Raw genomic sequence first — 12,370 nt, 5'->3', positions numbered from 1 at the left:
AGCATGAAAAGATCGTAATGTAGCGATGACGCGCCAGCGAGCGCGAAGTTCCCCCACGCTCCCCCGGTGTCATTCCCTCGTGATGCGCAACCTGATCACCGATGTTCGTGGCCTGCTCGTCGGGCAAGCCCAGGATCTTGCCGCAGCGACCGGCGTCACCGTCGCCCTGTTTGACCGCCCGACCGTAGCCTCGGTCGCCATTCTCGGCGGCGCTCCCGGCACCCGCGATACCGCATTGCTGGAACCGGAAATGACGGTCGAGCATGTTGACGCCATCGTGCTCTCCGGCGGTTCCGCATGGGGGCTGGCAGCAGCCGACGGTGTCATGGCGACGCTTGCCGCAAACGGTCGCGGCTTCCCCGTCGGCGGCATGCGCGTGCCGGTCGTGCCGCAGGCGATCCTGTTCGATCTCCTGAATGGCGGCGACAAGGGCTGGGCCAAGGGCAATGGCGCGGAGGGCCCCTATCGGGCTCTGGCGCGGGCGGCAGCGGAGAATGTTGGCACTGAGTTTTCTCTCGGAAGCGCCGGCGCTGGCTACGGTGCGACCACCGCCACGCTCAAAGGGGGTCTCGGCTCAGCCAGCGCGCGCGCCGCCACCAGCCAGATCGTGGGCGCGCTCGTTGCCGTCAACGCCGTTGGCAGTGCCACGATAGGCGACGGGCCTTGCTTCTGGGCCGCCCCCTATGAGCAAGCGAGTGAGTTCGGCGGCCTCGGCTGGCCTTCTGTGATCTCGCCCGAGGATCTCCGGCTGCGCTTCAAGGGCGGCGCAGGACAGAACACCACGATCGCGCTCGTCGCGACCGACGCCGCACTGACCAAGTCGCAGGCAAAGCGGCTGGCGCTTGCGGCGCATGATGGCCTGGCCCGGGCGCTCAGGCCGGTCCATGCACCGCTCGACGGCGACATCGTCTTTGCCGCGGCGACCGGTCATAGCGGCGCGCCGTCCGATTCCTTCGCCCTCGCAGAACTCTGCGCGACCGCCGCCGACGTCCTCGCTCGGGCCGTCGCGCGCGGCGTTCACGCTGCAACGGCCCTTCCCTTTGCCGGCACCAAGCCCGCCTGGCGCGACAGGTTCGCGACCTGAGGCCCGGTCGCTCCCGCGGCGTTTAGTGGCCCAGGAGGTCAAGGCGCTGGCCCACCAGACCTCGCTGGCGACAGACGATATCCAGCGCCAGATCGAAGCGATCCGAAACTCGAGCGCTGAAGCCGTCCGCGCCATCGACACGATGAACGCGACCATCGGTTCGCTCAATGAGGTTTCGGCGGCAGTCGCGACCGTCGTTGAACAGCAGAACGCGGCCACCTAGGGGATGGCCCGCAGCATCGAGGCTGCAGCTCACGAGACCATCGCGGCCTCCGGCAACATCGAATTCGTCAGCAAGCTGGCAGCGGAAACCGGTCAGGCAGCGGCCTTCGTAGCCGAGTCCGCCGACTGGCTGGCCGCCCAATCCGCGCATCTCGACACCGAGGTCGCGCAGTTCCTGGGTTGGATCCGGGCAACCTGATTCTCGTGCATGCGCAGCTGCAAGAACCCCGGGCGTGTTCCTCAGGCTTCGCCTGCGTCGAACGCCGCGTGGTAGCGGACCTCGCCCGCTGGTAGCGGGCCGCCAAAGCCAAGCACCAGGAAATACTCCTGCGGCACATCGGCAAGCCAGAGCTGGGGGTCCGCAGCGAAACCGAAGCGACCATAATAACCCGGCGCCCCCAGCAGGACGCAGCCCTTCGCGCCAGCCGTCTTCAGCCTGTCGAGCCCGGCGCGCACCAGAGCCTGCCCTATGCCTCTCCGCTGCATGTCCGGCCGAACAGCCAGAGGCCCGAGACCGAACCAGCCAAGCTCCTGCCCGCCGATCGTGACCGGGGAGAAGGCGACATGGCCGAGCAGGGCCTCGCCATTGGAGGCGACAAGGGGCAAGGCCAGCATACCGCCCCGGCGCAAGCCATCGACGATCGCCGCCTCCGTCTGGTTGCTGTGGGAAACGTCCTTGAAGGCGTCGGTAATGAGCGCCCGAATTGCGGGAATGTCAGCGGGTTGCTCATCGCGGATGATCATGTTGCGTCCTCGGTTCTCGCAAGAGCGGGAGGGCCCATGACGGGCCCTCCCCTTGGTCTCACCGATTGTCGGCCTGTGACCTCACTGCGAGCCGGCCCTGTCGCGAGATGCGATAGGGCCGCCCCTGCCTCGATTCGATCATCCGCTTGCGCCTGAGGCTCCCGAAGAGTTCGAGCGTGCAGTTGCTCAGCACGTAGCCCTCATGGGTGAAGCAGTCGACATGGTGGATGCGGCCATCATCGCCGCGATGGTGACGGATATGCCCGCCCTGGGCCAGCACGTGCAGCACGCGCTGCTCGCCCCTGGAGATATTCATGTTTGTAGAGCCTGTGCATGAAACCATGACAAGCGCCTGAGCCCCATGCAGGCATCGAATGCTGCATTTCAGACCCGGCGCTGCATCACGTTCCGCCGAAGCGAAACGTCACCGGGTTCCCGCACTCTCAAACATGACATTCCCCAACACGATCGTTTCCGCGCGCATAGGCGCGGGAGGACGGGCGTTTAGAGCACGCTCCTCCCAACGTCAACCGCCGCCAGGACCGTTTCCCGCCAGCGCCGAATGCGCTATGGGGACCGCATGTCGACAGATGCATTTCTCCAGCGGTTCGGTGCGCCGGGCACACCTCAGCCCGATCCCGTTGCCGCGGCGCAAGGCGCCATGCGCAACGCCCTGCCCAAGCGCTTCTACGAAACCGCTGGCGTGCTCGAACGCGACGGGCTCTTCCATGTCGCGCTCGATGGCAGGACAGCCCGGACACCGGCCCGGAATCCCTTGGCCATCACCTCGCGCCCGGTCGCCGAGGCACTCGCTGCGGAATGGCAGGCGCAGGGCGAGCGGATCGACCCCGCCGTCATGCCGCTGACACGACTGGTCAATTCCGCGCTCGATGGCGTGTCCGACCAGCATGAGGCGGTGCGCGCCGAGATCGTACGCTATGCCGGCAGCGACGCGCTCTGCTATCGCGCCAGCGAACCGGACAATCTCGTCGAGCGCCAGCGTGATGTCTGGGACCCGATCATCGCCGGGACCGAAGCTGCCCTCGGCGCACGCTTCACCCTCACTGAGGGCGTGATGTTTGCTGCGCAACCGGCCGGCGTGCTCGACGCCGTCGCCCGGCGCGTCGCCGATCTCTCCGCGCCGCTGGCGCTCGCCGGAGCGCATAATGTGATGACCCTTTCAGGCTCCACCATCCTCATGCTGGCGCTCGCCGACGGACGGCTGGACGAAGAGCAGGCATGGACTGCCGCCCATCTCGACGAGGACTATCAGATCGAGATCTGGGGACAGGATGAGGACGCCGCCGACAGGCGAACGATCCGCCGCCAGGAATTCGCGGCGGCCGTGCTTCTGCTCCAACACGGATAGCGCAAGCCCGAACGAACGGCTGATGGACAGCATGGCCTTCGCCCCTTAAGCCGGAACGCAGGCGTTCTGACCGGCGACGGGGCATTTCCATGAAGGACATTCTCGAGCAGCTCGAATCCCGCCGCGAGGGCGCGCGCAAGGGTGGCGGCGACAGGCGCATCGAGGCGCAGCACAAGCGCGGCAAACTGACCGCTCGCGAGCGTATCGAACTCCTGCTCGATCACGGCTCCTTCGAAGAATTCGACATGTTCGTGCAGCACCGCTGCGTCGATTTCGGCATGGAGAAGGGTGAGAAGATCCCGGGTGACGGCGTCGTCACTGGCTGGGGCACCGTCAATGGGCGCACCGTCTTCGTCTTCTCCAAGGATTTCACCGTCTTCGGCGGCTCGCTCTCCGAAACACATGCCCAGAAGATCACCAAGATCCAGGACATGGCGCTGAAGATGCGGGCCCCGATCGTCGGCCTGTTCGATGCCGGCGGCGCCCGCATCCAGGAAGGCGTCGCAGCGCTCGGCGGCTATGGCGAGGTCTTCAAGCGTAACGTTGCGGCCTCGGGCGTCATTCCCCAGATCTCAGTGATCATGGGTCCCTGCGCCGGCGGCGACGTCTATTCCCCGGCCATGACCGACTTCATCTTCATGGTACGCGACACCAGCTACATGTTCGTCACCGGCCCGGAGGTGGTCAAGACCGTCACCAACGAGACCGTCACGTCCGAGGAACTGGGCGGGGCCAAGGTCCACACCTCAAAATCCTCGGTGGCCGACGGCTCCTTCGAGAACGATGTCGAGGCGCTGCTTCAGGTGCGCCGACTGATCGATTTCCTGCCGGCCAACAACACGGTCGGCGTCCCGGAATGGCCGAGCTTCGACGTGCCTGATCGTGTCGACATGAGCCTCGACACGCTCGTACCGGACAATCCGAACAAGCCCTACGACATCAAGGAACTGATCCTGAAGACGCTCGACGAGGGCGATTTCTTTGAGATCCAGGCGGCTTATGCCGGCAATATCGTCACCGGCTTCGGCCGCATCGAGGGCCGCACCGTCGGCGTCGTCGCCAACCAGCCGATGGTGCTTGCCGGCGTGCTCGATTCCGACGCCAGCCGCAAGGCGGCCCGCTTCGTGCGCTATTGCGACGCTTTCGAAATCCCGATCGTCACCTTCGTCGACGTGCCGGGTTTCCTGCCGGGCACGGCGCAAGAATATGGCGGGTTGATCAAGCACGGCGCCAAGCTGCTCTTCGCCTATAGCGAATGCACGGTACCGTTGGTCACGGTCATCACCCGCAAGGCGTTCGGCGGCGCCTATGACGTGATGGCCTCAAAACATATCGGCGCCGACGTCAACTATGCCTGGCCGACGGCTCAGATCGCAGTGATGGGCGCCAAGGGCGCGGTCGAGATCATCTTCCGTGGCGGCGATGCCGAGACCATCGCCCGCCAGACCAAGGAGTATGAAGACCGCTTCATGTCGCCTTTCGTCGCCGCCGAGCGTGGCTATGTCGACGAGGTGATCATGCCACACTCGACCCGCCGCCGGATCGCCCGGGCGCTGGCCATGCTCAGGACCAAGAGCATCGAGCGGCCCTGGCGCAAGCACGACAATATTCCGCTGTGACAGCGCGGGCTACGGCCAGCGCCTGAACACTGCGCTCGCATTCACCCCACCAAAGCCGAAACCGTTCGAGATGGCATGCTCCATCTGGAGCGGTCGTGCTTGCTTGGCCACAAGATCGAGCCCTGCCGCATCCTCGTCCGGATTGTCGAGGTTGAGCGTCGGTGGAGCGATCTGGTCGCGCAACGCCAGGATCGTAAAGATCGCTTCCAGCCCGCCGGCAGCGCCGAGCAGATGGCCGGTCGCCGATTTGGTGGCGCTGATTGCGATGCTGCGCTCCGAACCGAAGAGGGATCTGATCGCCGCCAGTTCGCCGCGGTCGCCAACCGGGGTCGAGGTCGAATGCGCGTTGAGATGCCGGATATCGCCCGGCTGCAGGCCAGCCTGCTTCAGGGCGATCTCCATCGCGCGCCGCGCGCCCGAACCATCTTCCGGCCCCGACGTGATGTGATAGGCATCGGCGCTGGTGCCATAGCCCGTGATCTCAGCGAGAGGCGTCGCGCCTCGCGCCTGCGCATGTTCCAGCGCCTCGATCACCAGCATGCCGGCCCCCTCGCCCATGACGAAACCGTCGCGGTCCCGGTCGAAGGGGCGCGAGGCACGCTCGGGCTCGTCGTTGAAACCGGTAGAGAGCGCACGCGCCGCGGCGAAGCCGCCAAGCGCGACAAGATCGATGCAGGCCTCGGCGCCGCCGCAGAGTGCGATATCGGCCTCTCCCGCCCGGATCAGCCGCGCCGCATCGCCGATCGCCTGCACGCCGGCGGCGCAGGCCGTGACCGGCGCACCGATCGGCCCCTTGAAGCCGTGGTCGATCGAGACATGACCAGCCGCAAGATTGACCAGGAAGGACGGGATCGTGAAGGGCGAAAGCCGCCGCACGCCGCGCGTATCGGTGATGCGCACCGCTTCGGCGATAGACGGGAAGCCGCCAATGCCGGAGGCGATGACCGTGGCGGTGCGCTCGCGCTGTACGTCATCGGTCGGCGCCCAGCCGGCCTGCTCCAGCGCCTCTTTCGCCGCCACCAGCGCGAACTGAATGAAGCGATCCATCTTGCGCTGGTCCTTGGGAGCAATCGCGCTGTCGGGATCGAAGCCCCCCTCAGCGTCCTCTGCCTTCGTCGGCACGGCACCGGCAACCTTGGAGGGCAAGGTCTCGACAATGCTGTCGGGCAGGCGCCGCAGCCCGGAACGGCCGGCGAGAAGCCGCGACCATGCCAGTTCGGTTCCACAGCCCAGGGGCGAGACAACGCCCATACCGGTTACAACAACGCGGCGCATCGGCAGATCCTATTCCATGTGAGAGGGGGAGAGCGGTCGCAAACCTCTCTGCGCGGCAATGTGCTGGCGCATCTGTTCGCTGGCTCGCGGACCGGGAATGAGAGCGACGTTATCCGACGTGATCGGTGTCGCGCTGGCGGCATCGACCAGGATCGGCTCGAGCGGCTGGCCGGAATCGCGCCCTGCCAGCAGCACGGACACGCCCTCGGCGGCGAGATGCCGGTTACCCCAGGCGAGCATTGCCGCAATCACCGGGAAGAAGTCTCGCCCCTTGGCGGTGAGCAGGTACTCATATCGCTTGGGCCGTTCGCGATAGAGCCGCCGCTCGAACAGACCGCTTTCCGTGAGGTGCTTGAGACGGCGGGCCAGCATATTGGGCGCAATGCCGAGACTCGCCTGAAACGCGTCGAAGCGCGTGAGCCCCTGGAACGCATCGCGCAGGATCAGCAGGCTCCACCATTCGCCGACGGTTTCGACCGTCCGTGCGCAAGGGCATTCGGCGAGTGAAACGGATCTGGATTGCATGCTCACCTCGGCTAGACCAGTTACTATCTTTTTGCAAGCAACTGATCTGCCCGGAGTGGGGTGCCTTTAGCACCGGGGCCGCTACCCCGGGGTTCGGAACGCCTCATCCGTCCAGTCGAGCAGCTTGCCGAGAAAGCGCGAGGCCGCCGGCATGAAGAAGCTGCCATGATGGTAGAACGGGTCGAGCGTGGTCACGATCATGCGCCCGGCCCCACCGCCAACATGACGGTGGTCGTAGAGGATCGAGCCGCCCTTGCCCTGAGGGTCGCCATCCCGCGTGATGTCCACCAGTGAGGTCGCCCCCGGCGGCGGCGTCAGCAGGCCGTGATAGTGCCAGACCAGTTCCTTCATCCCGACATGGCGGAAGAGTTCGTGATCGGGCGCGACGATGCGATGGCCCGGATCGGCCCCCTGCTCCAGCCACCACCAGAAATTGGTTGGGCGGAACTCCCATGAGACGCCGGGCGCCCATTGCTGGGCACTGTTCTCGCCAAGCACGATCAAGGTGCCCCCACCCGCCAGATAGTCGAGGAGGATCGGGCGCTTGCCCCTCAGAACGCCCGGATGAATGCGATCCGCCACCATCAGAGCGTCGCAGCCGGCAAGGTCGGCCGCGGTCAGTTCCGGCGCGTAGATCGTCCGGTCGAAGCGACCACCGAGCCGCTCACCGTAGATTGCTTCCTGGTGGTAATAGGTTCCGCCGTCCAGCACCGCGAGTGTCATGCTGCCTCCGATGGCTTGGCGATCCAGTCGAACAGCTGCGGCATGATCTGCTCCGAGCTGTTGCCCGAGCCGAAATAGCCCCACAAATCCGCGCCGGCATGGACGAGCAACCGTCCTCCCACCGCCGGCCGGCAATCGAAATCGACCGGAGACCGGCTCGGCCCCAGGCTGTTGATGATGCGCGCACCAGGCGGTGGCGGGTTGGAACCGCGCCCATAGAAGCCCGCCACACCGCGCCGCTTCGAGAGATCAGCAGGATCGATGCCGGCCCAGACCAGATGGTCCGCCTCTCGGTTTACGGTGAGATCGTCGACCCGATAGCGGGGGATCGGCTGGAACCGCGCGAGCTCGGCCAGGAAAGGGTGCCCGATATGGCCGCAGACGACGATCGTGCCGCCACCGGCCAGGAAAGCTTCGAGCTGACCCCGGCGCGAGGCAAGATAGCGCTGGTCCGAATGCAAGCCGAGCAGCAGGCCGCGCGTGCGGGAAAGCGCGGTCCGTTCGAGGTCGTAGAACGGCACGAGGTCGATACGCGGGCCGAGCGCGAGGTCGGTGATCAGGGCCTGGGCACCGGTCTCGCTCTGCTCGCAATCAAGGAGGATGGCGTCGATCACGGTTTGAACGCCATCGGATCGATGAGGTCGCGGCGCGTGTCGATGGTCTTCTGCAACATGCCGGCCTCGATCATGAAGGATTGATCGGCTTCGAGGTTCTTCACATCGGCATCGGTCATGGCGAGCGTGAAATCATACCAGGGCAGCTGTTTGCGCGCGTCCTCGACCGAGATCTTCTGGTCCTCGGCCGCGATCTTCAGGGCTTCCTCGGGATTGGCCTTCATGAACGCGAGTGCCTTCCCGTGAGCCGCGAGATAGGCCTGCACCAGGTCTGGATGGTCCCGAAGAAAGCCGGTTCGTACCGCGATCACCGAGGTCGGAGCGATCAGCCCCTCGCCGCTAGCCAGGATGCGCCCGCCGGCAGCTTCGACCTGCAGGGCATTGGCGCCGGCCAGCGTCGCCGCATCAACCTTGCCCGCCAGAAGTGCTGCCCGCGCCGCCGGGATATCCATGTTGAGATACTCGACATCGCCGAGCTTCATGCCATTGGCGGCCAACGCCGCTGCCAGGAGCTGGTTCAGCGTCGTCCCCTTGGGGCCGCCCACGCTCTTGCCCTTCAGATCCTTGACCGAAACAGGGCCGTTCGCCGTCGTCATCACGAAGAAGGCCTTGGGCGAACGCGAATAGGCGGCAATCACCTTGAGATCGATGCCGTTCGCCCGCCCGAGAATAGCCGAGGTCCCGCCCAGTACGCTGGCAATATCGACCGCGCCGGCGGCAAGCGCCTGGATTTGCGCTGCGCCCGAGGTGATCTCGGGATTCTCGACCTTGTCGATGCCTGCAGCGGCAAAAGCTTCTTCGAGGAAGCCCTTCTTGCGCATGACGATCGAGGGAACGTTGAAGGGTGACGCCACATAAGTGACGCGCACGCTCGATGGCTTGTCGGCAGCATGGACCGAGATCGCAGGCGCAGCCGCAACCATGACTGCAAGGGCGATCAGCTTCAGAAGTTTCACGACACAATCTCCTTCTGTAAAGGATGCGTGCGCGTTTCGAGCAGGCGCTCGAGCACGGCACGGCGGTGGGCGAGCAGCGCGGGGTCCGTGGCGTCTCGCGGGTAGGGAAGATCGACCCGGCGCAGGCCGACGAGCCGGCCCGCCGACAATTCGGCAATGGCCTCGCCGAGCAGAACCGCCTCCTCGACGTCATGGGTGACGAAGACGACGGTCGGCCGGCGCTTGCGCCAGATTTCGACGAGCTCCTGCTGCATGGTGCGGCGCGTGAAGGCGTCGAGCGCGCCAAAGGGCTCGTCCATCAGCAAAAGATCCGGTTCGAGGACGAGCGCGCGGGCAATCGCAACCCGCTGCGCCATGCCGCCCGAGAGCTGCTCGGGCGTCGCCTCTGCAAATCCCGAAAGCCCGACGAGGGCCAACGCTTCGCCGACGCGCTGATCGATGACCTCTTGCGGGATGCGGCCGCGGAGCCCGAAGCCGGCATTACGCGCGACGCTGAGCCACGGCATCAGCCGCGGCTCCTGGAAGACATAGCCGACGCGCGGGCGCCCGCCGCCAGCAAAACTCAATGTGCCAGACGTCGGCTCGGCAAGCCCGGCCAGGATGCGCAGCAACGTGGTCTTGCCGCAGCCGCTGCGCCCCACGATCGCTGTGAAGCTGCCGCGCGACAGATCGAGATCGACGCCTTCGAGAGCGGCGACGCTGCGCCCCGCCACCGAATAGCTCATGCCGAGATTGCGGGCCTCAAACACGGCCGAGCTCCAGATGGGAGCGCAACCACGGCGCGCTGCGGCGGATCGCGGCCCGCGCCAGGGCATCGGCGATCAGCCCGAGCACGCCGATGACAAGGACCCCGACGAGAACGATGTCGGTGCGCGCAAGATTCTGGGCGTCGATGATCATGTAGCCGAGCCCCGAGCTCGACGCGATCAATTCGGCTCCGACCAGAGCCCGCCAACTGTAACCGAGCCCGATCCGCAGACCGACGAGGAGAGCCGGAAGCGAGGCTGGAAGAACGATTCTACGCAGAATTTCCGAGCTGTTCAGGCCGCAGGCACGGCCGACCTCGACGAGCTTCGGATCCGCCTGGGCAATCCCCCCAAGGGCTCCCAGGAAGATCGGAAAGAAGCAGGAAAGCACGATCACACCGATCTTCTGCACTTCGCCGATGCCGAGCCACAGGATCAGCAGCGGCAGCAGCGCAAGCGGCGGAACCTGGCGCAGGAATTCGAGTGCCGGCTCGACCAGCACGCGCAACCGCGGAAGCAGACCGAACAGCAGAGCCAGGGGCAAGGCAGTCGCGACGGAAAGGCCGTAGCCAAGGATCACGCGCTGCAAGCTGATCGCCACATGCCTGGCAAGGGAGCCATCGGCGATGAGTTGACGTCCCGCCTCCATGACCGCAACCGGCCCAGGCAGCAGGAAGGGCGAAACGAGACCGAACGCACTGGCCACAGACCAGAGCAGTCCCAACAGCAAGAATATGGGCAGTCCCTTGGACACGGCTACTACGATTGTTTCAGAGCAAGACGGCGGCGCTCACGCGACTGACTAGCATCGTTTCGTAGCACATCAACAATATTACGACATTGATCACACGAATATTTATTATAATTATTCTAATGAGAATAATACACTTTCAAAGACCCACATAGAACCACACATATGCTTCGAAGATCGGAAAGACTGCGCGCCTGACGAGCATTTTCGTCCGGAAGCCCGCTTCGCCGAGCCTCCCGGTCTGCGACCCCGGACATGACTCCTGGGAGATAATCGTCTAAGGCGGCGCTCGCCCCCAAGAGATCTCCCGCACTCGATGCTGTTCAATTCCTTCGTCTTCCTGCTCGGCTTTCTGCCCCTGGCGCTGGCCCTGCACTGGCTGGTCGAGCGTTTTCAGCCGAGCCTGCGGCTGCCAGTTCTGGCGCTTCTGTCCTTCGTCTTCTACGGCTATTGGGACTGGCGCTTCGTCCCTCTGCTCGCCTTCTCGATCCTGCTCAACTGGTGGATCGCCGAAGCCTTCCTGAAGACGAAGCGCAGCGGCCTGATTTCGCTGGCGATCGCGCTCAACCTCGCCGTGCTGGCGCTGTTCAAGTACTTTAATTTCTTCGCCGAGATCACAAGCATGGTTCCAGGGCTCCCCGCCCCCAAGCTTGATCTGGCACTCCCGCTCGGCATCTCGTTCTTCACCTTCCACCATGTGATGTACCTGACGGATCTCAGGCGCGGAGAGGCCCCGCGCTACGATCTGGTGCGCTATGCGCTCTACATCGCCTTCTTCCCGCAGGTGCTTGCCGGACCGCTGGTGCGCTGGCGCGAGATCATGCATCAGTTCGACGAGCGGCCGTATTTGCGGTCGGACGCAGCCGAACGCATCGCGCGGGGGCTGATGCTCCTGACCGCCGGCCTCGCCAAGAAGGTTCTGCTCGGCGATCCTCTGGCCGAGTACGCCAATCCCGTTTTTGCAGCGGCTGCAGCCGGACAGGCCGTTTCGGTGGTCGAGGCCTGGCAGGCTACGCTCGCCTTCACCTTCCAGATCTATTTCGACTTCTCCGGCTATACCGACATGGCGCTCGGGCTCGCCCTGCTCTTCGGCATCGTGCTGCCACAGAATTTTGACGTGCCCTATCGCAGCGTCAGCATCCAGGATTTCTGGCGGCGCTGGCACATGACGCTGTCGCGCTTCCTCCGCGACTACCTCTACATCTGGATGGGTGGCTCGCGCCGGGGGCTGCCGACCCAGATCTGGGCGCTCTTCGCTACCATGGCGCTCGGCGGCCTCTGGCATGGCGCCGGCCTCACCTTCATCGCCTGGGGCGTCGCCCATGGGCTGGCCCTGATCGTCTGCCTGCTCTGGCGCCGCGCCAAGCTGCCGATGCCGGCGCTGCTCGGTTGGGCCCTCACACTGCTCTTCGTCACGCTGTCATGGGTCCTGTTCCGTGCCTCGTCCTTCCCGGCGGCGCTGACGATCTACAAGGGCCTCTTCGGCTTCGCTCCCATCGGATCAGGCTTCAAATGGCGCGCATTGTTGCCCGCTGCGGCCTTCGCGATGATCGGACCGACCGCCTGGGCAATGGTGCATCGGCTGCCGCCGGCGCGATGGATCGCCGTCCTGACGGCGGTGCTCTTCGTGCTCGTGTTGTTCAAGATCGGCGACGACGCCAATTATGAATTCATCTACTTCCAGTTCTGAGCGGCAGTGGGCCGTGCCCACACCCGCCAGCGGGTTGCATTGGCGGAGATTT

The 12,370-nt window shown here is 65.1% G+C and carries 15 protein-coding genes; 6 read left to right on the top strand and 9 right to left on the bottom strand.

What is annotated here, in order from left to right:
* The first annotated feature begins 82 nt into the window (after positions 1–82).
* Genes BIWAKO_RS19050 through BIWAKO_RS19040 form a run of 3 tightly spaced genes read left to right on the top strand, consistent with a single transcriptional unit; the run spans position 83 to position 1,505 of the window.
* Positions 83–1,084: a P1 family peptidase gene (locus BIWAKO_RS19050; protein WP_069879993.1), complete on the top strand. Its 1,002-nt coding sequence runs from the start codon at positions 83–85 to the stop codon at positions 1,082–1,084.
* 25 nt (positions 1,085–1,109) lie between these two features.
* Positions 1,110–1,307, top strand: a complete 198-nt coding sequence (locus BIWAKO_RS19045) for a hypothetical protein (protein ID WP_069879992.1) — start codon at positions 1,110–1,112, stop codon at positions 1,305–1,307.
* A 3-nt stretch (positions 1,308–1,310) separates the two neighbouring features.
* A complete protein-coding gene (locus tag BIWAKO_RS19040) occupies positions 1,311–1,505 on the top strand; it encodes a hypothetical protein (protein WP_069879991.1) in 195 nt (64 codons plus the stop codon).
* A gap of 41 nt (positions 1,506–1,546) precedes the next feature.
* On the opposite strand, the gene BIWAKO_RS19035 is transcribed toward BIWAKO_RS19040, so the two are convergent.
* A complete protein-coding gene (locus BIWAKO_RS19035) occupies positions 1,547–2,050 on the bottom strand; it encodes a GNAT family N-acetyltransferase (RefSeq protein WP_069879990.1) in 504 nt (167 codons plus the stop codon).
* Positions 2,051–2,108: 58 nt separating this feature from the next.
* On the bottom strand, positions 2,109–2,366 hold the full coding sequence (locus BIWAKO_RS19030) for a YjhX family toxin (protein ID WP_069879989.1): 258 nt from the start codon (positions 2,364–2,366) through the stop codon (positions 2,109–2,111).
* A 264-nt stretch (positions 2,367–2,630) separates the two neighbouring features.
* On the opposite strand from BIWAKO_RS19030, the gene BIWAKO_RS19025 reads away from it, so the two are divergent.
* Both BIWAKO_RS19025 and BIWAKO_RS19020 read left to right on the top strand, forming a co-directional pair.
* Positions 2,631–3,419 carry an ATP12 family chaperone protein gene (locus BIWAKO_RS19025; RefSeq protein WP_069882620.1) on the top strand — a complete coding sequence of 263 codons (789 nt, stop codon included), beginning with the start codon at positions 2,631–2,633 and terminating at the stop codon, positions 3,417–3,419.
* 89 nt (positions 3,420–3,508) lie between these two features.
* Positions 3,509–5,038 carry an acyl-CoA carboxylase subunit beta gene (locus BIWAKO_RS19020; protein WP_069879988.1) on the top strand — a complete coding sequence of 510 codons (1,530 nt, stop codon included), beginning with the start codon at positions 3,509–3,511 and terminating at the stop codon, positions 5,036–5,038.
* 9 nt (positions 5,039–5,047) lie between these two features.
* Here the strand turns inward: BIWAKO_RS19020 and fabF are convergent, their stop codons facing one another.
* From fabF to BIWAKO_RS18985, 7 genes are all read right to left on the bottom strand, one after another.
* A complete protein-coding gene (fabF, locus tag BIWAKO_RS19015; protein WP_069879987.1) occupies positions 5,048–6,313 on the bottom strand; it encodes a beta-ketoacyl-ACP synthase II in 1,266 nt (421 codons plus the stop codon).
* A gap of 9 nt (positions 6,314–6,322) precedes the next feature.
* Positions 6,323–6,838, bottom strand: coding sequence for a winged helix-turn-helix transcriptional regulator (locus BIWAKO_RS19010; RefSeq protein ID WP_069879986.1), 516 nt, complete (start codon positions 6,836–6,838; stop codon positions 6,323–6,325).
* 81 nt (positions 6,839–6,919) lie between these two features.
* Positions 6,920–7,561: a hypothetical protein gene (locus tag BIWAKO_RS19005; RefSeq protein WP_069879985.1), complete on the bottom strand. Its 642-nt coding sequence runs from the start codon at positions 7,559–7,561 to the stop codon at positions 6,920–6,922.
* On the bottom strand, positions 7,558–8,175 hold the full coding sequence (locus tag BIWAKO_RS19000; RefSeq protein ID WP_069879984.1) for a hypothetical protein: 618 nt from the start codon (positions 8,173–8,175) through the stop codon (positions 7,558–7,560). Before BIWAKO_RS19000 ends, BIWAKO_RS19005 begins: the two co-directional genes overlap by 4 nt.
* Complete coding sequence (locus tag BIWAKO_RS18995) at positions 8,172–9,131, bottom strand: ABC transporter substrate-binding protein (RefSeq protein WP_244523484.1); 960 nt, start codon at positions 9,129–9,131, stop codon at positions 8,172–8,174. The genes BIWAKO_RS19000 and BIWAKO_RS18995 overlap by 4 nt, the downstream gene beginning before the upstream one ends.
* Positions 9,128–9,880 (bottom strand): ABC transporter ATP-binding protein, encoded by a 753-nt coding sequence (locus BIWAKO_RS18990; protein ID WP_244523483.1) that lies wholly within the window; start codon positions 9,878–9,880, stop codon positions 9,128–9,130. The genes BIWAKO_RS18995 and BIWAKO_RS18990 overlap by 4 nt, the downstream gene beginning before the upstream one ends.
* Complete coding sequence (locus BIWAKO_RS18985) at positions 9,873–10,583, bottom strand: ABC transporter permease (RefSeq protein ID WP_244523482.1); 711 nt, start codon at positions 10,581–10,583, stop codon at positions 9,873–9,875. The genes BIWAKO_RS18990 and BIWAKO_RS18985 overlap by 8 nt, the downstream gene beginning before the upstream one ends.
* Before the next feature lie 361 nt (positions 10,584–10,944).
* Between BIWAKO_RS18985 and BIWAKO_RS18980 the strand changes: the two genes are divergently transcribed.
* The gene (locus tag BIWAKO_RS18980; RefSeq protein WP_069879982.1) at positions 10,945–12,318 is read left to right on the top strand and encodes an MBOAT family O-acyltransferase; all 1,374 of its coding nucleotides are present in this window, start codon (positions 10,945–10,947) and stop codon (positions 12,316–12,318) included.
* Positions 12,319–12,370: the final 52 nt, after the last annotated feature.

The organism is Bosea sp. BIWAKO-01 (assembly GCF_001748145.1).
Taxonomy (GTDB): Bacteria; Pseudomonadota; Alphaproteobacteria; order Rhizobiales; family Beijerinckiaceae; genus Allobosea.
This window is presented reverse-complemented; position numbering and strand designations above follow the sequence as displayed.

Excerpts from the sequence above, each read along its gene's own strand:
- BIWAKO_RS19050 (WP_069879993.1), top strand. The coding sequence starts at position 83 with ATGCGCAACCTGATCACCGATGTTCGTGGCCTGCTCGTCGGGCAAGCC.
- BIWAKO_RS19040 (WP_069879991.1), top strand. The coding sequence starts at position 1,311 with ATGGCCCGCAGCATCGAGGCTGCAGCTCACGAGACCATCGCGGCCTCC.
- BIWAKO_RS19035 (WP_069879990.1), bottom strand. The coding sequence starts at position 2,050 with ATGATCATCCGCGATGAGCAACCCGCTGACATTCCCGCAATTCGGGCG.
- BIWAKO_RS19030 (WP_069879989.1), bottom strand. The coding sequence starts at position 2,366 with ATGAATATCTCCAGGGGCGAGCAGCGCGTGCTGCACGTGCTGGCCCAG.
- BIWAKO_RS19025 (WP_069882620.1), top strand. The coding sequence starts at position 2,631 with ATGTCGACAGATGCATTTCTCCAGCGGTTCGGTGCGCCGGGCACACCT.
- BIWAKO_RS19020 (WP_069879988.1), top strand. The coding sequence starts at position 3,509 with ATGAAGGACATTCTCGAGCAGCTCGAATCCCGCCGCGAGGGCGCGCGC.
- fabF (WP_069879987.1), bottom strand. The coding sequence starts at position 6,313 with ATGCGCCGCGTTGTTGTAACCGGTATGGGCGTTGTCTCGCCCCTGGGC.
- BIWAKO_RS19010 (WP_069879986.1), bottom strand. The coding sequence starts at position 6,838 with ATGCAATCCAGATCCGTTTCACTCGCCGAATGCCCTTGCGCACGGACG.
- BIWAKO_RS19005 (WP_069879985.1), bottom strand. The coding sequence starts at position 7,561 with ATGACACTCGCGGTGCTGGACGGCGGAACCTATTACCACCAGGAAGCA.
- BIWAKO_RS18980 (WP_069879982.1), top strand. The coding sequence starts at position 10,945 with ATGCTGTTCAATTCCTTCGTCTTCCTGCTCGGCTTTCTGCCCCTGGCG.